25 protein-coding genes and 1 pseudogene are annotated in these 24,931 nt (G+C 69.1%); 12 read left to right on the forward strand and 14 right to left on the reverse strand.

The features are described from left to right. Window positions 1-1,949, forward strand: a pseudogene (locus AB0H86_RS39050) (Tat pathway signal protein); the annotation flags it as partial. 75 nt (window positions 1,950-2,024) lie between these two features. Here AB0H86_RS39050 and AB0H86_RS39055 read toward each other — a convergent pair. The 3 genes from AB0H86_RS39055 to AB0H86_RS39065 all read right to left on the reverse strand — a co-directional run bounded on the left by AB0H86_RS39055 (window position 2,025) and on the right by AB0H86_RS39065 (window position 4,770). After that, a complete protein-coding gene (locus AB0H86_RS39055) occupies window positions 2,025-2,627 on the reverse strand; it encodes an SMI1/KNR4 family protein (RefSeq protein ID WP_362449985.1) in 603 nt (200 codons plus the stop codon). 617 nt (window positions 2,628-3,244) lie between these two features. Then, window positions 3,245-3,664, reverse strand: coding sequence for an ankyrin repeat domain-containing protein (locus AB0H86_RS39060; RefSeq protein WP_362449987.1), 420 nt, complete (start codon window positions 3,662-3,664; stop codon window positions 3,245-3,247). A 707-nt stretch (window positions 3,665-4,371) separates the two neighbouring features. Continuing rightward, window positions 4,372-4,770: a VOC family protein gene (locus AB0H86_RS39065; RefSeq protein ID WP_362449990.1), complete on the reverse strand. Its 399-nt coding sequence runs from the start codon at window positions 4,768-4,770 to the stop codon at window positions 4,372-4,374. 106 nt (window positions 4,771-4,876) lie between these two features. Here AB0H86_RS39065 and AB0H86_RS39070 point away from each other — a divergent pair, with 106 nt between their 5' ends. Beyond that, the gene (locus AB0H86_RS39070; protein WP_362449992.1) at window positions 4,877-5,881 is read left to right on the forward strand and encodes a YafY family protein; all 1,005 of its coding nucleotides are present in this window, start codon (window positions 4,877-4,879) and stop codon (window positions 5,879-5,881) included. Between the two features lie 34 nt (window positions 5,882-5,915). Here the strand turns inward: AB0H86_RS39070 and AB0H86_RS39075 are convergent, their stop codons facing one another. From AB0H86_RS39075 to AB0H86_RS39090, 4 genes are all read right to left on the reverse strand, one after another. Further along, entirely contained in the window at window positions 5,916-6,308 is a 393-nt protein-coding gene (locus AB0H86_RS39075; protein WP_362449994.1) for a hypothetical protein, read from the reverse strand. Beyond that, on the reverse strand, window positions 6,305-6,586 hold the full coding sequence (locus AB0H86_RS39080) for an Arc family DNA-binding protein (protein ID WP_362449996.1): 282 nt from the start codon (window positions 6,584-6,586) through the stop codon (window positions 6,305-6,307). Before AB0H86_RS39080 ends, AB0H86_RS39075 begins: the two co-directional genes overlap by 4 nt. Window positions 6,587-6,643: 57 nt before the next feature. Further along, window positions 6,644-6,838: a hypothetical protein gene (locus tag AB0H86_RS39085; protein WP_362449999.1), complete on the reverse strand. Its 195-nt coding sequence runs from the start codon at window positions 6,836-6,838 to the stop codon at window positions 6,644-6,646. A 94-nt stretch (window positions 6,839-6,932) separates the two neighbouring features. Beyond that, window positions 6,933-7,094 carry a hypothetical protein gene (locus tag AB0H86_RS39090; RefSeq protein ID WP_362450001.1) on the reverse strand — a complete coding sequence of 54 codons (162 nt, stop codon included), beginning with the start codon at window positions 7,092-7,094 and terminating at the stop codon, window positions 6,933-6,935. A 125-nt stretch (window positions 7,095-7,219) separates the two neighbouring features. Between AB0H86_RS39090 and AB0H86_RS39095 the strand changes: the two genes are divergently transcribed. Then, a complete protein-coding gene (locus AB0H86_RS39095) occupies window positions 7,220-8,044 on the forward strand; it encodes a helix-turn-helix transcriptional regulator (protein WP_362450003.1) in 825 nt (274 codons plus the stop codon). Further along, entirely contained in the window at window positions 8,031-8,255 is a 225-nt protein-coding gene (locus AB0H86_RS39100) for a DUF397 domain-containing protein (RefSeq protein ID WP_362450006.1), read from the forward strand. Before AB0H86_RS39095 ends, AB0H86_RS39100 begins: the two co-directional genes overlap by 14 nt. A 370-nt stretch (window positions 8,256-8,625) precedes the next feature. Here the strand turns inward: AB0H86_RS39100 and AB0H86_RS39105 are convergent, their stop codons facing one another. Beyond that, window positions 8,626-9,264: a phosphotransferase gene (locus AB0H86_RS39105; RefSeq protein ID WP_362450009.1), complete on the reverse strand. Its 639-nt coding sequence runs from the start codon at window positions 9,262-9,264 to the stop codon at window positions 8,626-8,628. A 139-nt stretch (window positions 9,265-9,403) separates the two neighbouring features. Between AB0H86_RS39105 and AB0H86_RS39110 the strand changes: the two genes are divergently transcribed. Next, on the forward strand, window positions 9,404-9,988 hold the full coding sequence (locus AB0H86_RS39110; RefSeq protein WP_362450011.1) for a GNAT family N-acetyltransferase: 585 nt from the start codon (window positions 9,404-9,406) through the stop codon (window positions 9,986-9,988). A 124-nt stretch (window positions 9,989-10,112) separates the two neighbouring features. Here AB0H86_RS39110 and AB0H86_RS39115 read toward each other — a convergent pair whose 3' ends face one another. From AB0H86_RS39115 to AB0H86_RS39125, 3 genes are read right to left on the reverse strand one after another with little or no spacing between them, the layout of a single operon-like run. Beyond that, on the reverse strand, window positions 10,113-10,946 hold the full coding sequence (locus AB0H86_RS39115; RefSeq protein WP_362450013.1) for a sugar phosphate isomerase/epimerase family protein: 834 nt from the start codon (window positions 10,944-10,946) through the stop codon (window positions 10,113-10,115). After that, window positions 10,943-12,097 (reverse strand): dihydrodipicolinate synthase family protein, encoded by a 1,155-nt coding sequence (locus tag AB0H86_RS39120; protein ID WP_362450016.1) that lies wholly within the window; start codon window positions 12,095-12,097, stop codon window positions 10,943-10,945. The genes AB0H86_RS39115 and AB0H86_RS39120 overlap by 4 nt, the downstream gene beginning before the upstream one ends. Then, window positions 12,094-13,245, reverse strand: a complete 1,152-nt coding sequence (locus AB0H86_RS39125; protein ID WP_362450018.1) for a Gfo/Idh/MocA family oxidoreductase — start codon at window positions 13,243-13,245, stop codon at window positions 12,094-12,096. The genes AB0H86_RS39120 and AB0H86_RS39125 overlap by 4 nt, the downstream gene beginning before the upstream one ends. Window positions 13,246-13,592: 347 nt before the next feature. Here AB0H86_RS39125 and AB0H86_RS39130 point away from each other — a divergent pair, with 347 nt between their 5' ends. Both AB0H86_RS39130 and AB0H86_RS39135 read left to right on the forward strand, forming a co-directional pair. After that, on the forward strand, window positions 13,593-14,639 hold the full coding sequence (locus tag AB0H86_RS39130; protein ID WP_362450020.1) for a LacI family DNA-binding transcriptional regulator: 1,047 nt from the start codon (window positions 13,593-13,595) through the stop codon (window positions 14,637-14,639). Between the two features lie 229 nt (window positions 14,640-14,868). Beyond that, on the forward strand, window positions 14,869-15,801 hold the full coding sequence (locus tag AB0H86_RS39135) for a bifunctional helix-turn-helix transcriptional regulator/GNAT family N-acetyltransferase (protein ID WP_362450022.1): 933 nt from the start codon (window positions 14,869-14,871) through the stop codon (window positions 15,799-15,801). 21 nt (window positions 15,802-15,822) lie between these two features. Here AB0H86_RS39135 and AB0H86_RS39140 read toward each other — a convergent pair whose 3' ends face one another. Both AB0H86_RS39140 and AB0H86_RS39145 read right to left on the reverse strand, forming a co-directional pair. After that, window positions 15,823-17,922, reverse strand: a complete 2,100-nt coding sequence (locus AB0H86_RS39140) for a penicillin-binding protein activator (RefSeq protein WP_362450024.1) — start codon at window positions 17,920-17,922, stop codon at window positions 15,823-15,825. Then, on the reverse strand, window positions 17,919-18,347 hold the full coding sequence (locus tag AB0H86_RS39145) for a hypothetical protein (RefSeq protein WP_362450026.1): 429 nt from the start codon (window positions 18,345-18,347) through the stop codon (window positions 17,919-17,921). Before AB0H86_RS39145 ends, AB0H86_RS39140 begins: the two co-directional genes overlap by 4 nt. A 250-nt stretch (window positions 18,348-18,597) precedes the next feature. On the opposite strand from AB0H86_RS39145, the gene AB0H86_RS39150 reads away from it, so the two are divergent. Further along, window positions 18,598-19,398, forward strand: coding sequence for a sugar phosphate isomerase/epimerase family protein (locus AB0H86_RS39150; protein ID WP_362450027.1), 801 nt, complete (start codon window positions 18,598-18,600; stop codon window positions 19,396-19,398). A gap of 17 nt (window positions 19,399-19,415) precedes the next feature. Here AB0H86_RS39150 and AB0H86_RS39155 read toward each other — a convergent pair whose 3' ends face one another. Then, window positions 19,416-20,045 carry a GNAT family protein gene (locus tag AB0H86_RS39155; RefSeq protein ID WP_362450029.1) on the reverse strand — a complete coding sequence of 210 codons (630 nt, stop codon included), beginning with the start codon at window positions 20,043-20,045 and terminating at the stop codon, window positions 19,416-19,418. A gap of 451 nt (window positions 20,046-20,496) precedes the next feature. Here AB0H86_RS39155 and AB0H86_RS39160 point away from each other — a divergent pair, with 451 nt between their 5' ends. From AB0H86_RS39160 to AB0H86_RS39175, 4 genes are all read left to right on the forward strand, one after another. Next, the gene (locus AB0H86_RS39160; protein ID WP_362450031.1) at window positions 20,497-22,347 is read left to right on the forward strand and encodes a glycoside hydrolase family 3 protein; all 1,851 of its coding nucleotides are present in this window, start codon (window positions 20,497-20,499) and stop codon (window positions 22,345-22,347) included. A 174-nt stretch (window positions 22,348-22,521) separates the two neighbouring features. Further along, window positions 22,522-23,160, forward strand: coding sequence for a hypothetical protein (locus AB0H86_RS39165; protein ID WP_362450034.1), 639 nt, complete (start codon window positions 22,522-22,524; stop codon window positions 23,158-23,160). 150 nt (window positions 23,161-23,310) lie between these two features. Continuing rightward, on the forward strand, window positions 23,311-24,321 hold the full coding sequence (locus AB0H86_RS39170; RefSeq protein WP_362450036.1) for a helix-turn-helix domain-containing protein: 1,011 nt from the start codon (window positions 23,311-23,313) through the stop codon (window positions 24,319-24,321). A gap of 148 nt (window positions 24,322-24,469) precedes the next feature. Beyond that, entirely contained in the window at window positions 24,470-24,889 is a 420-nt protein-coding gene (locus AB0H86_RS39175) for a hypothetical protein (RefSeq protein ID WP_362450038.1), read from the forward strand. Window positions 24,890-24,931 lie beyond the last annotated feature (42 nt).

Genomic DNA, 24,931 nt, shown 5'->3' on the forward strand with positions numbered 1-24,931 from the left:
ACTGCACGACCTACGCCCAGTGCGGCAACCAGGTCCACCGCTTCAACACGAGCTACCCGGAGCAGGCGGACGCCAACTCCTACCCGCCGCGCTGCAGCAGCGGTCTGCCCAGCGGCGCGCTCATCGTCGATGACGTGCCCAACGGTGTAGTCCCGGCCGGTTCGGCCTCGCGCAGTTGCGGAGCAGCCAAGTCCGACGGCACGTTCACGCTCAACTACAGCGCGTGGAACGGCACTTATCCGGGGAAGATAGACACCCACCAGATCGGGGCGGGATACGGCAACCACTTCTACTTCGCGCACACGCGGCAGCCGGAGTCCACGGCCGGGACGGCCAATCGCATGGAGGCCACCGGTGTCTGGAAGCTGAACTCCACAATCCCCGGCCGCGGCGGCGACGCAGAGGTCCTCGTGCACATCCCCGACCACGGGGCGCAGACCGCCGAGGCGGTCTACGAGATCGTTACCGCGTTCGGCACGAAGAAGAAGACGATCTCCCAGGACGCCAACCAGTCCAACAAGTGGGTTTCACTAGGCGGCTATCGGTTCAAGGACAGGCGCCCCGAGGTACGGCTGTCCAACTTCAACAGCGGCGGCACCGGTGACAAGGACATCGCCTGGGACGCGGTCGCCTTCGTGCCCGGCGACCAGTCGAAGCTACCGGAGGTACTCTTCGGCGACCCGGACACGAGCGTCGACCAGCCCGGCGACGACACCACGCCCACCGACGTCAGCCTGAGTGAGATCAACGGCACCGGACCTGCGGGTCCCTCCGCCACGTCGGCCACCTCGGTGGCGGCCGTCCGGGCGGCCGGCACCGGGAGCTTCGTCGAATGGTGCGACGAAAAGCCGTTCAACAACCATGTGCAATGGATCAATCGCACGCAGGCATGCCTGAAGGATCACATACCGATCGTCATCACCAACCAGGACGGGAAGATCATCGGCACGATGGACTTCGACGTCCAGGCGGAGATCAAGTCGTACAGCGACGAGAACGGCATGAACACGAAGCTGAAGCTCGTCCCAACCTCCGCCACCGGGGTGGCAACGACGGCACCGGTCACCATCACCTTCGGCGAGACCTGCGAGTTCGACTGCACCACCAGCAACGCCATCTGGAAGACCCCGTCCGTCTGGGAGTGGGGCGTCGGCGACCGGCATGTCGGCGATGTGCAGGTGAGCTTGTTCTGGGGGCAGACCCGCACCTCGGACCTGGTCGGTGTGAGCTGGAAGCTCGGGGCCACCGTGGCCGGGACCCCATCGCAGAACGCCGTCGCTGTCAGCACGGACCGGTACTCGCAGCTGCGCTGTGACCGGGTGGTCACAGCGAACCCCGGCTGCGTGTTCGAGTACTACAAGCCGACCTACGTCCTCAATGCCAAGAAGTTCCCGGCCGCCGCGGCGCACGCCTGGCTTGTCCAGACGCGCAACGGCAAGCATTTCGGCCGTAGGGGCGGGGGCACACCCCTCACGTACATGAACCGCGACGACTGGACATCCGACGATAGCCGGAATGTGGTGTGCCCGGATTCGCCCGCCTATATTCGGCGTACGGACATCGGCCTGTCCCCGGAGCTGAGCTCGTCCAACAAGGACAGTTCGAGCTGCGACGAGTTCGCCTTCGCCAACAGCTACCAGAGCGCTGGCATGCCCTCGGGCAAGGGTGGCACCAATCAGGTGACGGATCCGACGACGTGTTTGTCGACGTACGGGGTCAAGGTGGGGAGTGGCCACTGGACGCTCTACAGCGACGACAACTACGACCTGCCGGTCGGCGGGGAGGTGTGCGGCCGTTCCAGCATCTCCCTCAACCAGAACAGCCAGTCCATGTCGCCCTTCGGCGGCTTCATCAATCGAAACCGGCTGCGGGACGGGGACGACTACTGGGTCGGCCTGCCAGGGTTCGACAATTGCGCGATGACCGCCGCCGTCTGCGACGTCAGGTGACAAACGCGTAGGGAAGGGCCCGGAAGCGCCGAGTGGGCTTCCGGGCCCTTCCTCCGTTGCCTTGTCGTCGCGACTCTAGGGGGCGTTCTCCGCACGCTTCCAGCGCAGCACCCCCGAGTCCGTGACCGGTCCGTACGGAACCCGGTTCCCCAGCGCCCGGATCCCGCCCCTGTCCTCCAGGGCGTCGGCCATGGCTTCGAGGAAGTCCGCCAGAGAGGAGAAGGCGAGCTTCGGAAGCGCCGCCTCCGCGAAGTACATCACCGGAGCCTGCGCAGAGCCCGCGCCGGTGTCGAGGAAATATCCGTAGGGGGCGTCGGACTTCTGGGCGAAGGGAATCCACTCGGGCTGCCAGTCCGCCCCTGAGGCGCGAAGATCCTGATACACGCCTGCGGCCCGGCGAAGGTCGAGGAAGACATTGTTGCCGGGCAGGAAAACCGAATCCGGATGCGGTTCATAGAGGTGCCCCTCCACCACATCCTTGCCGGTACTGCCGTTGTTCAGCTGCAGCCACGCCCGAAGCTCGCTGGGGACCGCCGTCCCCATCTCCTCTTCAGCCGCATCGATCAGACTCTCGTCGGCTCCAGGATTCATTGCTTCGGCATGACGCGACGCATTCTCGCCAAGCCACTCGGTGATTCGCCTCCACGCCTGCTGAATCCGTACATCCTGAGACAACACCAACTCCCTCCTCTCGCGACCAAAGACAGCACAAGCATGCACTGCGGGACGGGCGCGTGCTTCTTGCTGGACGCGATACCTTCCCGACCTGTGCACATACGTCGACGCGACAACCGCAGCGACGTCCCCCTCGGACCTCCGGCACCGGAAAATAGGTGGGGTCCGGCGGTGCCCGGCGTGATCCACCAGATCCACTGGGCACGATCCTCCTTCGCCAGGACCGGCTGCCGCAACGATGAATCCGAGCGGTAGACGGCATCGCCATGACAGCGGAGCCGTACACCCACGATCGCACCGACGTCCACGCTGGAGTGCCCACGTGCATTGGTCGAGTTACGCCAGCCACCGGAGACCGTGATGTGAAAGGGAGTCTGTTGCCCGGCCTCCAAGTGCATGCGGCGCAGGTCGTCGTATGCAGGTGGTATGTCGATGACGGGCAGCAACGCCTGTCGGTGAGTTCCAGCAACGACTGGGTGTGGTCGGCGTCTGGAATGTCGGTGAGTTTCGAGCTCCGGGTGGTGGTCCGCAGGCGGAAGACAGCCCAGACACAAGCGGCCCGCGCCTCTACACCCGCTTCGATCCCGAGTCCCGCAGCGGCGAGCCCTCCGCGGCGGAGCCTAGGAGAAAGTCCCGGCTCCGCCCGGAAGGTGGGCAGCCACGTCGTAGTTTGCAATCCGTCCCGCCAGCGCCCGCGGGCTCACACCATGAGCGTTGCCCCGGTCGGGGTCGGCACCGGCTTCCAGCAGCAGCCGGATCGTGGCCCTCTCATCCTGCGAACAGAACACCGCCCTCCACAACGGCGTGCTGCCACGACCATCCGCGGCATCGACCGTCGCACCTGCGGCTAGGAGGACCTCGATGGCCGATGGCGACTGCGCTTGCGCCGCAAACTGCAGCGGCGTCCAGCCCGCAGTGTCGACTGCCTCTGAGTCGGCTCCCCCGGCCAACAGCCCCCTCCGGCCCTCCGCGTCACCATCGGCAGCCGCATAGTGCACCGCCGGCCGCCCCAACCGATCCCGATCCGTCATGCCGACCATCCGCACCCGGCCTCCGGCACTTGACCGTACCCCTGCTTCTGGAACAGGGCGTTGGACTCCTCGCCGGACCTCCTCGGCCACGCCGACATCGGAGTCAGCGCAACCGTCTACGCCCACGTCCGACCCGCCTCCGCCAGAACACAATCGACGTGGTCCGAGACAAGGACGTTGAGCTTATGGCCCGTCGTCGAGCCAATCGAAGGAACGGCCCTCAGGGCCCGCCTGACAAATGATCACGACGGGGTGACCGGGGCGTCGAAAGAAAACGCTGCCGTTCGTACCAGGTCAACGTTCTACTGTGGCTCAATGGGGAACGATCGACGTATCCGCCGCCTCGTGGTGAACGGGACTGTCTGGTACTGGACGGTCCGGCAGAGGATGAGACCTGACTACGCTGACTGTCAGGTGACACTGTCCCTTTTCCCAGAGGCGTCAGCGCAGGGCATTCGACGCCGGTTGTCCTTGGTCTTTGCCCCGGGCCCAGGCAGGATCGTTTCGAACTCGTACTTCGAGGCGGGTACGGTCATGCGCTCCCTGACCGCACCTGGCTCAACCTCTACGAGCCGGGAACGGTCCGGCGCCTGCTCGACGCTGCGGCGCCTGTTCTGGAGATCCCGCCATCGGCGCAGAATCTCGAAGTGGACGGCTGGCCCTACTTCGCTGAAGCTGTGGACCACGCCGACTCCGATACTTGACCGCGACAGGCGTCAACGTGCGAACTTCTCGATGGCCGCCGGGGTGACCGGGGTGAAGAAGTTGACGAGGTTGCCGTCGGGGTCGCGAAACAGCAGCGACCGGTTGCCCCAGGGCATCGTGGTGGGCTCGGTGACGAAGTCGGTGACGAAGCCGGTCAGGTTCTGGTGAACGCGGTCCACGTCGTCGACAAGGAACTCGGTGATCACGCTGTGGTTGTCCGCCGGGCGGGCAGAACCCGGGGCGAACAGCGGGACGGTGCGGGTGCCGGCGATCGCGAGGGTGGCGCCCGCGGTCCTGAGTTCGGCGAAGTCCTCGGTGGCCCACATCGCCTGCACCCCTGTGACTCGCTCGTAGAACTCGACGAGGCGCGCTACGTCGCTGGTGATGATGCGGATCGAGACGAAGTCCATGGGGATCTCCTTGGCTGTGCTGGAGGACTGTGCTGAAGGCGTGCATGTCGCAGGCTAGGAGAAATAGTGGACAGAATCGGTCCGGTATTCGCCTTAGGCTGTGCGCATGCCTCGACCCACCGGCCGCGTACTGACACTCCTGGAGTTGCTGCAGTCCGGCGGCACTCGGACAGCGGCCGAACTCGCCGACCGGCTAAGCGTCGAAGAGCGCACAGTGCGGCGGTATGTGGACCAGCTGATCGACCTTGACGTGCCCGTGGAGTCGGTGCGCGGCCGCTACGGCGGGTACCGGCTCGCCCCCGGGTACCGCCTGCCTCCGCTCATGCTCAGCGACGACGAGGCGCTGGCCGTGCTGCTCGGCCTGGTCGCCGGCCGCCGAACAGGGTTGATGGCGGCGGGTCACACCGCGAGCGAGACGGCAACGGCCAAGATCCGACGGGTGCTGCCCAAGCACCTCGCACGCCGGCTCGACACACTCCTGGAGTCTCTCGCCTTCACGGATCAGCCCGGCGAGTTCCCCACCCCGGACACCGGGGTCCTGCTCACCATCGCCGACGCGGTACGCCACAGCCGACCGGTCTCGATCCGGTACACCGACCGCGACGGCCGACGCAGCGAACGCACCCTGAACGCGTACGGGATCGTCGCCCATTCGGGCCGGTGGTACGTCACGGGCACGGACCCCGAGATCGGCGAGGACCGAACCTTCCGACTCGATCGCATCGCAGACGCGAGGACCCTGCCCGGTTCATTCGAGGCACCCGTGGATCCCGATCCGGCGCACAGGGTGTTGTCAGGGTTCGCCACGGCCGAGTACCGGCATGAGGTGACCTTGCGGATCCACGGGACAGTCGAGCAGATCCGCGCCCACCTTCCCGCAAGCGTCGCGCGCCTGGAGGAGTACGAGCCCGTCGCAGCCGAGGACGGGGCGACCGAGCGCTGGATGCGCGTCGAGCTGCGGGCGGAGCGGCTCGACTGGTTGCCTCCGGTACTCGCCTCACTCGACCGGCCGTTCGTCATCGAGCGCCCCGATGAACTGCGCGACCTCGTCACCGCGCTCGCGGAACGCCTCGCGTCCTACGCCCGCCAGTCCGTCGGCCCGCCGGCCTGACAGCGAGGAACCCCTCACGGTCGCGGGGTGCCCCTCAGCGGTTCAGGTCCATGATCCCGACTCCGAGCCCTGCGTACGGCTCCGGTGCCACGGTGGCGATCAGGCCGCCCATGGGGAGCGTCTCGTTCGGGCGGGCCGTGTGGACGGCTGCCGATACGCCGAAGTCGACGCCCGAGCGGGCCAGTTCGGCGATGGTCACCGCCATGGCGTAGTCGTCGTCGACGAGATGGAGTACGTCCACCAGCACGCCCACGTGGTCGACGATCCCGGCGCGTCGGCGCTCGGCCTCCAGGAGACACAGGACGGGGACCCACAGACGCACGTCGTCGCTGGCGGCAGCGGCGTGGATGAGGCCGGAGACCTGCTTGTCGCCTCCCAACGCCAGGAGGGTGGGGGTGTCGAGGATGCAGTGCTCGGTCCAGCTCAAGGGGACGGCTCCGTCTCGGCCGGGGCGGCACGGTGAGCGGCGGCGGCCTCACGCATCTTGCGCCGCATCTCGGCGGACTCCTCGTCCGAGATGTAGTGCCCGAAGCGCTCGGCGAGCACCGCACGCGTGCGGTCGGCCCGTTCCCTGACCTGCGCGGGAGTCAACGTCTGAGCGGCTATGTCCTGCATGAGGGCACGGAGGCTGATGCCGCGCGCCTCGGCCACGGCGGCCAGCTGGTCACGGACTTCGGCGGGCACGCGGATCATGACGTCGGACATGCGTCGAGTATACGTAGCGTATACAGCGGCGGCCGCAGAACAGGGTCGGCACGTGCCTCACCCGGCGAGACGCGCTCCCCGGCTCTCCGCGATCCGACTGACGTCCCGCAGGGACTCGGCAAGGCAACGGGCGAGATAGTGCAGCTCACCTTGGGAGACCCCCGGCTCGACCAGGAGCTCCGCGGCATGACCGAGGAGGTCACCGGCCATGCCGAGTTGGACGCGTTCGGTCTCGTCGGCAAGGCGCGACACCAACCCCGTGCCGTCACCGACGACATAGCAGGGCTTGCCCTCCGAACCCGACCAGGGCAGCAGACGTACAGCCGACCCTTCACACCCCGGCCGCTCACCCGTCGCTCCCCGCGCGAGGGAAGAACGCCGAACCGAGGCCCACTCCGAGAACCTGGGGCTTCGCGGCAACCGGCGCGGACTTCGCGCGGCGGAGCCCACGTGCCGAGGGGAGGGACCTCAGCAACTGCTTGAAGTGCCGGGTGATGACGGTGGCCACGTCGACCTGCTTTCTCTCGACTGACTGCGTTGTGTGGTGAACCAGTCACAGAGTGGGGTCATCCGTGGCTACGCTGCCAGTACCTGGGAGTTGACGAAACGCACGTCAAGTGGGGAGTTGGCAGGATGGCGAAGCCTCGTACACCGCGGACGCAACGGGAGAAGTACGGAGAGGAACTGAGGCTGCGGCGGGCAGCCGCCGACCTCACCCAGGAGGAACTGGGCAACCAGGTCGTGTGTTCACCGACGCTGATCAGTCACTTCGAGGCGGGCAGGCGGCTGCCGAAGCCCGATGACGCGCAGCGAATCGACCGGGCGCTCGGCACCGACGGGTTCTTCGTCCGCTGGCTGGAGGACCTGGAGTCGAAGTACACCGACCACTTCGCGGTCGTGGCCGAACTGGAGCAACAGGCCACGTTGATCCAGCAGTTCGCGCTCTCACTGGTTCCCGGCGTGTTCCAGACCGATGACTACGCACGCGCCCTGTTCCGCGCGTATCGACCGAACCACACGGCGGAGGAACTTGACAGAGACGTTGTCATTCGAACAAAGCGTGCCCGGATTCTCGACGGTCCGTTGAAGCCGGTCGTCTGGACACTGCTCGACGAGTCTGTGCTGCGACGCCGCGTCGGCGGCTCGCAGGTCATGGCCGAACAACTGCACAAGATCGCGGACGTGGCCGAGGCGGGACGGCTGCGACTGCACGTCCTGCCGTTCGGCGTCGGGGCGCACTCACTCCTACAGAGCCTGCTCACGCTCATGAGCTTCGAGGACTCCGCTCCGGTGGCCTACGTCGAGGGCTTCCTCACCGGCAACTTGATGGATGATCCGACGCTGGTGGCCGCCAGCCGGACCGCCTACGCTCTAGCGCTGAGCGACGCGTTGTCGCAACAGGAGTCACTGGCCCTCGTCAGGGCGGCAGCGAAGGAACATGACCATGGTCAGCAGTGAGCACACCGTCTCCGACTCGTCCGCCCTCACCGGGTGGTACAAGTCCAGTTACAGCGGCGGCGATCAGGGCGAGTGCCTCGAAGTCGCCCGCGGCCACGCCGACGTGCCCGTGCGCGACAGCAAGGCCGTCAGTGGTCCGGCGCTGGTGTTCTCGGCGCAACGGTGGGCGTCGTTCGTGACGGCCGTCAAGGACGGCCACATCGGCACCTGATGTCGCCAACCGACGGCAGTGCCGCTAGGAGCGTGGGCCAGTAACGAGCATGCGGCCAGGGCCGTGATCGTGGGATCGGTCGCGGTCGCGCCGCTGTCAGCAGTCAGCAGTCAGCAGTCAGCAGTCAGCAGCCGCGACGACCCCCGTGACCCCGGCGAGGTGGCCCTGGTGCGGGTCGAACGCCCTGAACCGCTTGTCCACTGCCGCCCACGCCGTCGGCTTCCCCCGCTCGGGCGGTTGGACCGGCTCCATGGCGAACAGCCCGTCACCGTCGCGTATGCCCTGATCATCCCGTACGAACAGTCACGCACCGCAGGTGGGCAACCGTCTTATCGGCACGCAACACAGCTGTGGCCGCGACGCTAACCGATCAACGAAACCGCATCGCCAGTAGAGCGATCTCGCGCGTAGCCAGGTTGGGGTCGGCCCGGCGGAACCATACTGCTTGCTCCAACGCCTCGGAAGACACAGCGTCGACGCTGGCCAAGAACGCGGTGAGGAACGTAGCGGCGAGCGCGGCCTCCTCCCGCGCGGAGTCGACCGCGGCCTGCGCCACGATCAGTGCGGACACAGCGACATCGAACTCAGGCTGGCCCTGTCCGGAGTTACGCCAGTCGATCACAACCGGTCCTCGCGCTTCGAGCATGACATTCGCCGGGTGCAGATCCAGATGCACCGGGCGCTCCCCGGGCTTCTCCGGCATCTGTGGCGGCAACGCGTGAAGCTGAGCAAGCAGACCAGCCAACAGTTCCGCCGCCGCCACGGCGGTGATCTCCCCTGCCCGCAGCGCCTGCAGCATGGTCGGGCCGGTGAGCCGTTCGAGGACCAGATCACCACCACTGGCCGAGTAGACCCATGGCAAGGGGAATCCCAATCCGCCCACGTGGGCCATCACAGAGGCCTCAGCGGCCACGTCACCTTCGCCCCGATACCGGCGCAGGACGCGCTGCGTGTCGAGAGCGAAGACGTCAGCATCCCAGCCAGTCGCTAACAAGACGAGCTCGGTCACACCGTGACTCTACTGTCGTGACTGCCCCACGTTCCCAGGCGCGTTTCTGCCGCAGCACGATGGACCGGCTCGGCCATACGACCCGCTCAGGGCTGGAAGACCCGGTCGCGGGCGAAGGCACGGACGAGGGCGCCGGACAATGGATCCCATGAACGCATTACCCACGCTCTCCGCCGCGGCGATCACCACGGATCGTCTCCTGCTGCGAAAAGCGCACGATGCCGACATCGACGGTCTCATCGAGCTCCAGACCGATCCACAGGTCCGCGGTCACCTCGGTGGCCCGCGACCTCGTAGCGTCGTCGAGCAGTACTTCGCTGCGAACGGCGTCAGCGGAATTGCCGGCAAGCCCGGTGTCTACGTCATCGCCAACAAGGAATCCGACCGACTCATCGGGACACTGGTGCTCGACCGCCGTTCCCCCGACCTTCCCGGACATGTCACCGACGAAGGCGCGGAACTGGAGCTGACGTACCTGCTCCGGCGCGGCAGTTGGGGTGCGGGGCTGGCATTCGAGGCTGCGACCGCTATATTGCGCGCCGCCGCCGGCGAACTGCCTGACCAGCCGGTCCTGGTGGTGACCCAGACAGCCAACGAGCGCTCGCTCAAGCTCGCCACCCGCCTCGGCTTCCAGCGCATGGGCACCTTCGAGGCGTATAACGCGGAGCAAACCCTGGCTGTAGCCGACCTGCACTCGTTCACGGCCCCGGCCTCCGGTCTCTGACCCTCGCCGCGGGCCGTCCGGGAGGAACTCCGCCCACGCGCGCCTCGCACACCCCCCGCCCGGCCGCCGGGTGTCCCCCACACCCAGCGGCCGTCGACCCGTTCGATCGGTCAGAGGCCCTCGCTCACGAGATCACGTGCTCCACGAACCGCGTCGCCGTCTCCGCGAGGACCTCGCGGCCGTCCCGCGCCCACAACCCGTCGTTGAACAGCTCGACCTCGATCGGCCCGGTGTACCCGGCCGCCGTCACGTATCCCAGCCACTCCCGCATGTCGATCGCGCCGTCGCCGATCTGGCCGCGGCCGTTGAGCACGCCCTCGGGCAGCGGGGTGGTCCAGTCGGCGAGCTGGAAGGTGTGGATGCGGCCGCCCGCGCCGGCCCGGGCGATCTGCTCGGGTGCCGTGTCGTCCCACCAGATGTGGTACGTGTCCACGGTGACGCCGACCTGTTGGGCCGGGAAGCGTTCCGCGAGGTCCAGGGCCTGGGCGAGGGTGGAGACCACGCAGCGGTCCGAGGCGTACATGGGGTGCAGCGGCTCGATGGCCAGCTTCACCCCGTGGTCCTCGGCGTACGGGCCCAGCTCGGCCAGCGCGTCGGCGATCCGCTCCCGCGCCCCGCGCAGGTCCTTGGAGCCGGCGGGAAGGCCGCCGGAGACCAGCACCAGGACGTCCGTGCCCAGCGTGGCCGCCTCGTCGACGGCGCGGCGGTTGTCGTCCAGGGCCCGGGCGCGCTCGTCCGGGTCGATGGCCGTGAAGAAGCCGCCCCGGCACAGGGTGGTGACGGCCAGGCCCGCGTCGCGGACCAGCTTGGCCGTGGCCTCCACGCCGTACGTCTGGACGGGTTCGCGCCACAGGCCGACGCCCGGCACGCCCAACTCCAGGCAGCAGGCGACCAGTTCCGGCATCGACAGCTGCTTGACGGTCATCTGGTTGATGCTGAAGCGAGCGAGGTCGGTCACTGGTCCACTCCGTACACGGACAGCAGGGTCTTCATCCGTTCCTCGGCCGACTTCGGCTCCGGGAACAGGCCGAGGCCGTCGGCGAGTTCGTAGGCGCGGGCGAAGTGCGGCAGGGAGCGGGCCGACTGGAGGCCGCCGACCATGGTGAAGTGGCTCTGATGGCCGGCCAGCCAGGCCAGGAACACCACGCCCGTCTTGTAGAAACGGGTCGGCGTCTGGAAGAGGTGGCGGGACAACTCGACTGTCGGGTCGAGGAGTTCACGGAAGCCGGCCGTGTTCCCGGTGTCGAGGGCGTGGACCGCCTGAGCCGCCAGCGGGCCCAGCGGGTCGAAGATGCCGAGCAGGGCGTGGCTGAAGCCCTGCTCGTCGCCCGCGATCAGCTCGGGGTAGTTGAAGTCGTCGCCGGTGTAGCAGCGGACGCCCTGCGGGAGGCGGCGGCGGAGGTCGATCTCGCGCTGCGCGTCCAGCAGGGAGACCTTGATGCCGTCCACCTTGTCCGGGTGCGCGGCGATGACCTCCAGGAAGGTGTCGGTGGCCGCGTCCAGGTCGGACGAACCCCAGTAGCCCTCAAGCGCCGGGTCGAACATCGGGCCGAGCCAGTGCAGGATCACCGGCTCGGTGGCCTGGCGCAGCAGGTGGCCGTAGACGTCGAGGTAGTCCGCGGGGCTTTTCGCGGCCGCCACGAGCGCGCGCGACGCCATCAGGATGGCCTGCGCGCCGGACTCCTCGACGAGGGCGAGCTGCTCCTCGTAGGCCGCGCGGACCTCGGCGAGGGTCGCCGGGCCGGTGAGCTGGTCGGTGCCGACACCGCAGGCGATGAGACCGCCGACCGCCTTGGCCTCGGCCGCGCTGCGGCGGATCAGCTCGGCGGCGCCCGCCCAGTCCAGGCCCATGCCGCGCTGGGCGGTGTCCATCGCCTCGGCGACCCCGAGCCCGTGCGACCACAGGTGGCGGCGGAAGGCGAGGGTGGCGTCCCAGTCGACGGTGGCGGGCGAGTCGGGCGACACGTCCGCGTACGGGTCGGCGACGACGTGCGCCGCCGAGAAGACCGTACGAGAGGAGAAGGGGGCGCCGGTAGTGACGACGAGGGGCTCCGGGCGGGGCTCGTACGTCCTCAACCGGCCGCTGGAGTCGGGCAGTTGGATGGTCACAGCGAGATCTCCGGTACGTCGAGACGGCGGCCCTCGGCCGACGACCTCAGGCCCAGCTCGGCGAGCTGTACGCCGCGGGCGCCGGCCAGCAGGTCCCAGTGGTAGTCGGCGTCGGCGTAGACGTGCCTGAGGAACAGCTCCCACTGGGCCTTGAAGCCGTTGTCGAACTCGGCGTTGTCCGGGACCTCCTGCCACTGGTCGCGGAAGACCTCGGTGGCGGGGATGTCGGGGTTCCAGACCGGCTTGGGGGTGGCGGAGCGGTGCTGGACGCGGCAGTTGCGCAGACCGGCGACGGCCGAGCCCTCCGTGCCGTCGACCTGGAACTCGACCAGTTCGTCGCGGTTGACGCGGACCGCCCAGGAGGAGTTGATCTGGGCGATCGCGCCGCCCTCGAGCTCGAAGACGCCGTAGGCGGCGTCGTCGGCGGTGGCGTCGTAGGGCTTGTCGTTCTCGTCCCAGCGCTGCGGGATGTGGGTGGCGGTGAGGGCCTGGACGGACTTCACCCGGCCGAACAGCTCGTGCAGGACGTACTCCCAGTGCGGGAACATGTCGACAACGATGCCACCGCCGTCCTCGGCGCGGTAGTTCCAGGACGGGCGCTGGGCGGTCTGCCAGTCGCCCTCGAAGACCCAGTAGCCGAACTCGCCGCGGATGGAGAGGATGCGGCCGAAGAAGCCGCCGTCGATGAGGCGCTTGAGCTTGAGCAGACCCGGGAGGAACAGCTTGTCCTGGACGACGCCGTGCTTGATGCCGGCGTTGTCGGCGAGCCGCGCGAGCTCCAGGGCGCCTTCGAGTCCCGTGGCGGTCGGCTTCTCGGTGTAGATGTGCTTGCCCGCGGCGATCGCCTTCTTGAGCGCCTCCTCGCGGGCGGAGGTGACCTGGGCGTCGAAGTAGATCTCGACGGTCGGGTCGGCGAGAACGGCGTCCACGTCCGTCGAGACGTGCTCCAGGCCGTGCTGCTCGGCCATCGCCCTCAGGGCGTGCTCACGGCGGCCGACCAGGATCGGCTCCGGCCACAGCACGGTGCCGTCGCCGAGGTCGAGGCCGCCCTGTTCGCGGAGGGCCAGGATGGAGCGGACCAGGTGCTGTCGGTAGCCCATACGCCCGGTCACACCGTTCATGGCGATACGCACCGTCTTGCGTGTCACGTCGTCCCCTTCGTAGGTCTCGTACGCAGCGTTCGTACGCGTTTCGTACGCGGTTCTGCGCGCCGCGTACGCCTCTACTGATGAGCGGCACAGCAAGCGCTTTCTATCTACGGAGAAGCTAGCCTCTGTGCAGCGGTCCAGACAAGACCGTGACGGGGTTGAGTTGTTCGAGGGGGCGAACAACTGGGGGTCAGGGCTTTATGGTCTGCTCGACACGACACGACTCGACGTTCCGAACGATCGGAACCGTGCCCGTGGGGGGCCTGTCTACCCATCCAGACGGCCCGGCCATGCGACGGCCCGGCCACGAGGACGTACGACGAGATGCGCGACCGGAGGACGACGAGATGACGGTGACCCTGGCGGACGTGGCGGCCCGCGCGCAGGTCTCGCCCGCGACGGTGTCGCGCGTGCTGAACGGGAACTATCCCGTGGCGGCCACCACCCGGGAGCGGGTGCTGCGAGCGGTGGACGAGCTGGACTACGTACTCAACGGTCCCGCGAGCGCACTGGCCGCGGCCACGTCCGACCTGGTCGGGATCCTGGTGAACGACATCGCCGACCCGTTCTTCGGGATCATGGCGAGCGCCATCCAGTCCGAGATCGGGGGGCCGGGCGGGCGGGCCGGCGGGGAACGGCTCGCGGTGGTCTGCAACACCGGGGGCTCTCCGGAACGCGAGTTGACCTACCTCACGCTGTTGCAGCGGCAGCGGGCGGCGGCCGTGGTGCTGACCGGCGGGGCCGTGGAGGACGTACCGCACGCGGCGGCCATGGGCGCGAAGCTGCGGAGACTGGCGGAGACGGGGACGCGGGTGGTGCTGTGCGGGCGCCCGCCCGCGCCGGAGACCGGGGCGATCGCGCTGACCTTCGACAACCGCGGGGGCGGCCGGGAACTCACCGAGCACCTGATCGGGCTCGGACACCGGCGGCTCGGCTACATCGCGGGCCCCGAGGAACGCACGACGACCCGGCACCGGCTGGAGGGACACCGGGAGGCGCTGGCCTCGCACGGGATCTCGGAGGATCCGCGGTGGACGGTGTGGGGGCGCTACGACCGACGGTCCGGGTACGAGGCGACGCTGGAGCTGCTGCGCCGGGACCCTTCCCTGACGGCGATCGTGGCGGCGAACGACTCCGTCGCGATCGGGGCGTGCGCGGCGCTGCGCGACTCGGGGCGACGGATTCCGGATCACGTCTCGGTGGCGGGGTTCGACGATCTGCCGTTCAGCATCGACGCGGTGCCCTCTCTGACGACGGTGCGGTTGCCGCTGGCCGAGGCGGGGGCCCGGGCCGGGCGGATCGCGATGGGGCGGGAGGAACCGCCGCCCGGGGGGATCACGGTGATCCGGGGGGAGTTGATGGTGCGGGGGTCCTCCGGGGTGCCCCGGGGCTGAGCGGGGCGCACGGCGATCCCGGACGTACAGCGAGTCCACACGTACAGCGAATGCGGACATACGGCGAATCCCGACGCCCTGTGGATCCCGACCCCGGTGAACCAAAGAAGGTGGGTACCGCACGGGCATGGACGCGCGCCGCCCGTTCGTCCTACCCTCGACCCCAAGAGATCTCTGACTGAGTCAACTATCGACATCATTCACTTGGATCACACGGGGTCAAACGATCATGACCGTCCAGGACATCCGCGCCTTCAACCGCTTCTACACGAACGTCATCGGGGCGCTCGACTACAGCCGCCACCTGTACGCCCCCTACACCCTCACCGAGTCCCGCGTCCTGTACGAGCTCGCGCACTCCCCGCGTACGGACGCGATCGATCTGCGCACTGAACTCTCGCTGGACGCGGGCTACTTGAGCAGGATCCTGAACAAATTCGAGCAGGACGGGCTGATCGAGCGCACGGCCTCGGACCTTGACCCACGCCGACGGCACGTCACGCTCACGGAGCGCGGCCGGGAGACCGCCACGCTGCTCGCCGAGCGCGCGAACGAATCCGTGGGCGCGCTGCTCGCCACCGTGCCGTCCCCGGACCGGTCCCGCCTGTCGGAGGCGATGCGGACCGTCCGGGAGATCCTCTCCGACGGTCGTCCGCCACGCCGGGAGGACGTCGTACTGCGCGAACCCGGGCCCGGCGACCTCGGCTGGGTCGTGCAGCGCAACGCGGCGCTGTACGCGGCCGAGTACGGGTTCAACGCCGACTACGAGGGGCTGGTGGCGAGGATCGTCGCCGACTTCGCGGAGGATCACGACCCGCATCTGGAGCGGGTGTGGATCGCCGAGCTGGACGGGCGGCCGGTGGGATGCGTGATGTGCGTACGGGACGACGCGCCCGGCACCGCCCGGCTGCGGCTGCTGCTGGTCGAGCCGGACGCGCGCGGCCTCGGCATCGGCGACCGGCTCGTCGGGGCTCTGGTGGACTTCGCCCGAGGCGTCGGCTACCGCGACATCGTCCTGTGGACCAACGACATCCTCGGCGCGGCCCGCCGCATCTACCAGCGCCACGGCTTCGTCCTCACCGCCGAGAAACCGCACCGCTCCTTCGGCCAGGACCTCAACGGGCAGGACTGGCGACTGGACCTGCGGGGCGCTTCGGAGTGACGGGTACGCGTACGGCTACGGCTACACCTGCGTCCATTTACCGGCGTGCAGTCGATAGACGGTGACCGCCTGGGTGATGGGGTCGCCGTAGTCGTCGAAGCCGACCTTCCCCATCGCGCCGTCGAAGCGGACCTTCTGGACCGCCTCGCGCACGTCGTGGCGGGCGGCCGTGGGCAGGCCGTGGGCGGCGGTCAGGTGGACACCCTGCTTGAAGGCACGGAGCAACGCCCATGTGGCGTCGTATGCGTAACCGCCGTAGGGGCCCGGGTCGCCCGGGTTCGTGTAGCCCGCCTTGTCATACGCGGCGAGGAACGGCTTGGCCGAGTCCAGCTTCTCGGTCACAGCCCCTCCGATGGTGCAGATGTCCCCTTCGGCACCGTCGCCCGCCAGTTCCGCGTACGTATCGACGGAGATGGCGTCACCGCCGGCCACGCGGATGCCAGGGTCCGTGGAGTGGAACTGTCCGCTGAGGGCGGCCGCGGTGTCGTACTCGCCGCCTAAGTACACCAGGTCGGCTCCGGCTTGCCGGGCCTTCGCGACTTGGGTGGTGATGTCGGACTGGGAGTTGTCGATCTGGGCTCTTCCCACGACGGTGCCGCCCTCGGCCTGGAACGCCTTGGCGAACGTCTGCGCCAGTGCGGTGCCGTAGGGCTTCTTGTCGTCGATGACGAAAGCGTTGCGGTGCTCTTCCTTTCCGTACAGATAACGAGCCGCGGCCGGCCCCTGCGCCAGGTCGTTGGCCACCGTACGGAAGTAGGTGCTGTACGGCCTGGCGTACTTCCCCTCGAGCCAGTCGTCGCCCAAAGTGAGCTGGGGGGCGGTATTCGCCGGTGATATCCGAGTCAAGAGCGCCTCGTCGAGAATCTTTTGGGTATCCGCCGCCACGCTTGAATTGAGCGGCCCCACGACTCCGACCACGCTCGGGTCGGCGACGAGTGCGGTGGCGTTCTTCTTTCCCACGGCAGCCTCGCCCTTGTCGTCCAGTGCTTTGACCTCGAAGGTGACGCCGGGGACCAAGCCCTTGTCGTTGGCCTGCTCGACCGCCAACTCCGCCGAGTTCCTGATGCCTTTGCCCAGTAAGGCGTAGGCGCCGGTCAGCGGCACGCTCACGCCGATCCTGACGGTGACGCCGTCCTCGGTCCCCTTGTCGCCCCCGGTTCCCGCTCCGCGCGAGGAGCCGCTGTCCGACGACCCGTCGAAGAGGGGGCCCAAGGTCAGGGGGAGCGTCCCCAATGCAGCGACCAGCGCGGTGGACACAGCCACCATGACCATGCGGCGCTTCGGACGGGGCCTCGGTCTTTCCGACGGTGAGGGAACGGTCACCTGTTGTCCGGTCGCACCTTCCCCCGTCCGCGCCGCCTCGACCAGGGCCGGGTCGGGTGGCTGGTAGCGGTTGCGGGCAAGGGCGATCGACCCCGCCGTGTTGCCGTTGCGCTGCTGGGGTGTCGGCCGCCCCTTGGCCACCAACGAGCCGTACAGATGGTGGTACAGCGTCATCATCGTCAGTACGGGCGGTCCCTGCGGCACTCCGTGTTCGAGCGCGTCGATCAGCTCGCCGGTGAACGCCGTGTAGGTCTCGCCCGGTGGCGCCAGCGCCGTCCGGGTCTCCGACGTCGCGGTCAGCACGAACGTGCCGCCGATGTCCGACATTCCACCGAGCCCCGAGGCCGACATCGCGCCGTGCAGAGCCAGGCCGCTCCAGCAGCAGTCGAGAATCACCACCTTTCGGCGGGCTCTGGCCTGCGGACTCAACAGCAGTTCACGGATGTCCTGGTAACGCAGGGCGCTGTACAGGCGGTCCGGGTTGGTCCCGGGGAGTGCCAGATACAGCTCGTTCGACAGATCGTGCACGAAGCCGTGCCCGGCGTAGTAGACCAGCAGGGTGTCCTCGGCCTCGTCGGCGAGGCGGGTGACCTCCTCCAACGCCTGGTCCCGGCCGGGTTCGGCGAGCACGGACACATGGTCGGCCGCCAGTCCCCACACCGTCGGGTCACGCAGCAGGGCCGCGAGCCGTCTGAGGTTCCGGGCCACGGCGGGCAGGGGTTCCAGGTCGGGATGGGCGAAGGAATGGGCGCCGATCAGCAGGGCCCGACTGCGGGCGGGATTCGAGAGCTCGGTCATGCCTGCGGTCGATCGAGTGTCGCGGGCACCTGCGGGCCGTCTCGCGGGCCGTCTCGCGGGCCGTCTCGCGGGCCGCCCTGACGACTGGAGCCCGGCCCGGCCAGCTGGCGCACCAGCCGCTCGATCTGCTCCTGGTCGGCTCCGGTCACGGTCACGGTGATGCCTTCGTGTTCCACTCGGACCAGGGGCGCGTTCCCCCGCGACCTGCGCCAGGTCGCCACGGCGAGGAGGAGTCCGCCCAGGCCCACCGTGTTACCGAGCACGACGTCGATCAGGTCCAGGCCGACACCCATGGCACCGGGTTGCTCGTGCCGACCGCGCAGGGCCAAGGTCGCGCCCGCTGTGTCCGGGTCGCGCAGCAGCCAGCGGTGCAAGGAACGAAGCTGTCCCCCGTCATCGTCGAGCACTTCGATACCGAGCCGCACGCTTCCCCCTGCACGCTCACATGTCGGTGATTTCGGCATCATAGCGACGCCTCGGGCACTCCGCGGCAGCAGTGGAAAAGGAACGATCGACGCCTCCACGGCCCATTCCCTTTCGACCGAAAACGAGCATCAACGTGACGCGAGTTGCGCATGCGCAAGCAAGTCCGGTACCAAATTCACCGCACTCGGTACGGAACCGGTCTGCACCGGTTGTCCCTGGTCCCAGTTCGGACGAGTAGGGTCCGTTTACATGAAACTGGCGTTCTCCACCCTCGGCGTACCCGGCCTCCCCCTCCCGGACGTGCTGCGCCTCGCGACCACGTACGGCTATCACGGCGTAGAACTGCGCGCCCATCCGGAGGAGCCGGTGCACCCCGGCCTCGATTTCACCCAACGTGTCGCCGCGGCGGCCGAGTTCAAGGCGGCGGGGGTGGCGGTGCTGGGCCTCGCCGGGTATGCGCGGGTGGCCGCGCCGGGCGACGACGAGCCCGTGATCGAGGAGGTCCACCGGCTCCTCGACCTCGCCCGCGACCTCGGCGCGCCCTTCATCCGGGTCTTCCCCGGCGGCGGCACCGAGCAGAGCCGGGAGGAGGCCGACGCGACCGCCGCCCGGCGGCTCGGCACGGCCGCGGAGTACGCCGCCGACCTCGGCGTACGCATCCTTCTCGAAACCCATGACTCGCACCGCACCGGCGCCGACGCGATCCGCGTCCTCGGCCCGGTCGGCCACCGCCAGGTCGGCGCGCTGTGGGACGTCATGCACACCTGGCTGGGTGGCGAACAGCCCTCGGAGTCGTACGCGGCCCTCGCCCCGCACCTCGGATACGTCCAGGTCAAGGACATCGCCTCGGCCGACGACACGACCCCGCTGCAGCTCGGCACGGGCGTGCTCCCGCTCGCCGAATGCGTGGAGGTGCTCTCCCGGCACGGCTGGGACGGCTGGCTGTGCTGGGAGTACGAGAAGCGGTGGTACGAGGCCGCCGCACCACTGCCCGACCTGCTGGGCGCCGGCCGGGAGCACCTGGCCCGCCTGCTCAACGACTCGGCCTGATCTCCGCCCCGGCTCCGCTACGCCCGCGCCGCATACCCCGCCACGCGCTCCTCCAGCCGGGTCCGGCAGTGCGGCCACTCCTCCGCCGTGATCGAGAAGATCGCGGAGTCACGCAGTCGGCCGTGCTCCCCCGGTGCCCAGGAGCGCGACCAGTTCCGCAGCACGCCCTCGAAGCGTGCCCCCACGCTCTGGATCGCCGCGCGGGAGCGAGCGTTGCGGGCGTCGGTCTTCAGGTCCACCCGGGACACGCCCCACCGCTCGAAGGCGTGCCGGAAGAGGAGAAGCTTGGCCTCGGCGTTCAGGCCGGTGCCCTGGGCGGACCCGGCGAGCCAGGTGAAGCCGACCTCCACGGCGTCGAGGTGATCGTCGGACAGCCAGCAGCGCGGCTCCCAGTAGGAGGTGGCGCCGACCGCCCGGCCCGTGGCCGTCGAGATCTGCGCGTACGGGGCCAGCCGTCCCGTCGCCGCGCGGGCGAGCTGTGCGTCGATGTACTCCCCGACCTCGTCGGCCCTCGGCACCCAGGTGTACGCGTAGCTGCCCCGGTCCTCCTCGGCCGCCACGGCCAACTCGGCCGTGTGCCGCCGCTCCAGCGGCTCCAGACGCACCGACGTGCCCTCCAGGACCGGCCCCTCCAACTTGAAGGTCACTCCTCGCCGCCTCTCACCACCACGCGCACAGCGCCCCGAACTCCTCGTGAAAACCCGGAAAGTCTCGCGTACGCATCCGGGATCGTCGAACGAGATTCCACAGTGATTGACCCAACGTGTCTGCTCACGCGCCCCGTTGAGCTCATCGCCCCCTCGCGCACCGACTTCGGGAAATCGGGCCCGCGCCGGGAACCCGGCCCCGCCCCCGCTCGTCCAACCGGCAAGCTGTCGGAGAGTCACCGTGGTGCGGTGTCGGCCTCGCTGCTGGCTGCGAACGCTGACTTACCCTCTCCGCCGTACCGCGGCCGACAGCACACCGCCATCGGCGCGCCCCCCTCCAACAGCGCCGATGGCGGCCCTTCGCTGAGTACCGTGCGTTCCCTTGACTGGCAGAAACTTCCCGGATATTCGTGACTCCTCGGAAGTTTCCTTCACGAGGGAAGGAGTGCACGTGCGCGACTCCGGAACAGGAAGCTCAGGAAGCACGGGAAGCACCGCACAGCCGTCCAGACGCACCCTCCTCACCGCCACCGCGGCCGCCACCACCGCGTTGGCCGCCGGCACCACCGCCGCCCACGCGGCCACCCCCGACGACAAGAAGCTCCGCGCCCTCCTCTCCCGTATGACGCTGGAGGAGAAGGTCGGGCAGCTCTTCGTGACCCGGGTCTACGGTCACTCGGCCACCGCCCCCGACCAGGCCGACATCGACGCCAACCTCAAGGAACTCGGCGTCCGCACGGCCGCCGAGCTGATCGCGAAGTACCGGGTCGGCGGAGTCATCTACTTCACCTGGGCGCACAACACCCGGGATCCGCACCAGATCGCAGATCTGTCCAACGGGATCCAGCAGGTCTCCCTCGATCAGCCGCGCGGGCTGCCCGTGCTCATCTCCACCGACCAGGAACACGGCATCGTCTGCCGGGTCGGCGAGCCCGCCACCCTCTTCCCCGGCGCCATGGCCCTCGGCGCCGGCGGGTCGAGGTCCGACGCCCGCGCCCTCGGCCGGATCGCCGGACAGGAGCTGCGCGCGCTCGGCATCCGGCAGAACTACTCCCCCGTGGCCGACGTGAACGTCAACCCGGCCAACCCGGTCATCGGCGTGCGGTCCTTCGGTGCCGAACCGGACGCGGTGGCCGCTCTGGTGGCCGCCGAGGTCGCCGGCTACCAGGGCGCGAAGGTCGCCGCGACCGCCAAGCACTTCCCCGGGCACGGCGACACCGCCGTCGACAGCCACTACGGCTTCCCGGTCATCACCCACAGCCGGGAGCTGTGGGAGGAGCTGGACGCCGTCCCCTTCCGGGCCGCCGTCCGCGCGGGCATCGACTCGATCATGACCGCGCACATCCAGTTCCCGGCCCTCGACGACTCCGGCGACCCGGCCACCCTCTCGCACCCGATCCTCACCGGCATCCTGCGCGGTGAACTCGGCTACGACGGGGTCGTGGTGACCGACTCGCTCGGCATGGAGGGCGTGCGGACCAAGTACGGCGACGACCGGGTGCCGGTGCTCGCGCTCAAGGCCGGCGTGGACCAGCTCCTCAACCCGCCCTCCCTGGACGTCGCGTGGAACGCCGTCCTGAACGCCGTACGGGACGGAGAGCTCACCGAGGAGCGGCTGGACGTGTCGATCCTGCGCGTGCTGCGGCTCAAGGCGAGGCTGCGGCTCTTCGAGGAGCCGTACGTCAGCCAGGCCGGGGTCACGCGCGCGGTCGGCACCGGGCCGCACCTCGCGGCGGCCGACCGGATCGCCGAGCGGACGACCACTCTGCTGGTCAACGCGGGGGGCCTGCTGCCGCTCTCCCGGCGCCGTCACCGGGGGCTCCTCGTCGTCGGCGCGGATCCCGCCTCGCCGTCGGGGACGACGGGGCCGCCCACCGGCGTACTGGCCGCCGCGCTCACCGAGCTGGGCTTCACGGCCACCGCCCTCTCGACGGGCACGGCCCCCTCCTCCGCCACCATCGCGAGGGCCGTCGCGGCGGCCCAGGACGTGGACGCCGTGGTGGTCGGGACGTACAACGTCACAGCGACCAGCACCCAGAAGGCGCTGGTCGAGCAGCTGGTGGCGACCGGGAAGCCGGTGGTGGCGGTCGCGATCCGCAACCCCTACGACGTGGCCCAACTGCCGTCCGTACCGGCCTTCCTGGCCGCGTACTCCTGGACCGACGTCGAACTGCGGGCGGCGGCCCGGGTGATCGCGGGACGGGTCCGTCCGCGCGGCAAGCTGCCGGTGCCGGTGCAGCGGGCCGACGATCCGGCGCGGGTGCTGTATCCGGTCGGGTACGGGTTGTCGTACCCGACGTAGTCCCGGTACAGGGTGTCGTACCAGACCTAGTCCGGTACGGGGTGTCGTACCAGACGTAGTCCGCATACGTCGCGCAACCGCCGCACGCCCCCCAAAAGGCGCAAAGCACCCCGCGCATCTGGCGTGGCCCCGCCGCGGCGGGTCACGCTGGGCGGGGATGTCGGGGGGATGGCGATGCGCGAAAAATCTTCCGTGCGGGCGGTGTTCGCGCTGCTGGCGCTGCTCACCGGCCTGTTGACGGGATGCCAGGGACCCGGTTCGGGAGGCGGCGGCGAGGACGGCCTGCTGGTGGGCGGGGCGTCGGCGACACCGACCCGGGCTTCCGGGTACGGCGCGGTGTTCCTCGCGGTCGACGAGTGCAGCTCCTTCGGCACGACCAGCTTCAGCGAGGTCCCCTGCACCAGCGAGCGGGCGGCTGCCCGGGTGGTGGCGCGGCACGACGGCACGGTGGGCAACGGTCCGGCGTGCCCGGCGACCACGGACTTCGTCCTGCACATCAGCGAGCAGCGCCCGGCCTCGGACGAGGACGGTGACGGGGTCGTGGCCCGGGGCTACGCCTGCATGCGCAACCTGGAGCCGCCACACCCCGGCGACCCGGGCGGCGGGGGCGGCCCCCGCACCATCGTCGGCGACTGCGTCTACGGCCTGGGCGACGGACAGGTCCGCGAGACGGCGTGCGACGGGGAGGGCGCCAGGAAACCCCAGTACCAGGTGACGAAGGCCGTCGACACCCGGTCGAAGTGCCCGCTGTCGACCGCCCTGTACGTCCAACTCGGCGGGAGTGACCCGGTGGGGTGTGCGCGGCCGGTCTGAGCGGCGGTGTGCCGGGCCGGGACCCTGTGTGACGACGTCGTACTTCTCCGAACCCGCCTCGCGGGTCAGAATGCTGGCGAGGCAACCGAGACGATCTCCGCACCCACGGGTGCCGGGAGCGCCCGGCGGGGACATCGAAGTGGGGACGGAATGATCGGGTCCATGTTCCGCAGCGAGGACTGGCCTGCGGAGGAGCGGTTCGACCGATGGCAGGAACTGCTTTGCCGGACCCGCTCTTGCGAGAGCATCAGTGCCCACGCCGCGGACTTCCGGGGGGACTTACGGCTGCTGGAGCTGGAGCCGGTGACCGTGATGCAGGTGTCGTTCCTGCCGGCGCGTTTCCGGCGGAGCCCTGAAATGGTGCGCCGGTCCGACCCCGAGCTGTATCACCTGACACTGCTGCTCGACGGCGAGCTGGGTCTCGAACACGCCGGGCGGACCAGCAGGTTCAGCCCACATGACCTGCACCTGGCCGAAAGCTCGCGGCCCTACGACCTCGGGCCGGCGAACGACGGTGAACGCCATGCCGTCAAGGGTGTGGGCGTGGACTTCCCCAAGGCGCTGCTGCCCCTGCCACCGCACCGGGTCCGCGAGTTACTGGGCCTGGCGCTGCCGGGACGGGAGGGCGTCGGGGCACTGCTGACGGAGTTCCTCATCGGCCTGGCCCGGCAGGCGGAGACCCTCCAGCCCGCCGACGCGACGCGCCTGGGCACCGTCGTGCTCGACCTGCTGTCGGCCTGGTTCGCCCAACTGCTGGACGCGGAGGGGGTCTTGTCGCCGGAGACCCGCCAGAAGGTCACGCTGGAACGCGTCCTGGCGTTCATCCGGCAGAACCTGCACGATCCGGAACTGACGCCACCCGTGATCGCCGCCGCGCACCACATCTCCCTCAGCTACCTCCACCGGATCTTCCAGCAGCGGTCGCGGGGAGAGACGGTGGCGGCCTGGATCCGCAACCGGCGGCTGGAGGGCGCCCGCCGCGACCTGGCGGACCCCTCGCTGCGCGGTACGCCCATCCACACCATCGCCACCCGCTGGGGTTTCCCCCGCGCCTCCGACTTCACCCGCGCCTTCCGCGCCGCGCACGGGCTCTCGCCCAGGGAGTTCCGGCTGCAGACGGTGCAGAAGGTGCACGCGGTGCAGCCGGTTCAGACGGTGTAGACGCAAAGCCAACGAAGTGTGGACCGTCTGCCAACGACAGCCGGTCCACGCCCGGGGCATTCTCGATCAAGCGCGGCCCAGAGGTGTCGGTCGCGCGGTCGAGCCGCTCCGTCATCGCGGGGCGGGATGTGAGAGGGAAGGACACCCCATGCGTTTGAAGGCCCTGACCGTGGCTGCCGCAGTCGCCGGCGCCCTTGCTTTCGGTGCGGCACCGGCCGATGCGGCACCGTACTGGCAGACCGTGAACACGGGCACCTCGAACTGGTTCTGCACCGGGTACAAGCACCACTCGGTGTCCGACAACGTCAATTGGAAGGTGTGCGAAGTCACCAACGCGAACAACGACGCCCAGGTCGTCGTGGTCGTCCAGAACGCGGCAAGCGTGGCGATCAGCATCGGGGGCTCCGTCAGGAGCAGCTACGGCAGCTCGGGAACGTGCTACACGTCCACTCTCAACCCCGGCTTCACTCGCGGATGTTACGGGCAGACCGTTCCCTACTCCAGCGACGGCTGGTGGATCCAGGGGACGCTCACCGTCAACGGTGTCACCGACATTTGGACCAGCTAGCGCTCTCCTCGGACGAGGACCCGCACACGGCCGCGACGGCCG

The organism is Streptomyces sp. NPDC050997 (assembly GCF_040660135.1).
Taxonomy (GTDB): domain Bacteria; phylum Actinomycetota; class Actinomycetes; order Streptomycetales; family Streptomycetaceae; genus Streptomyces.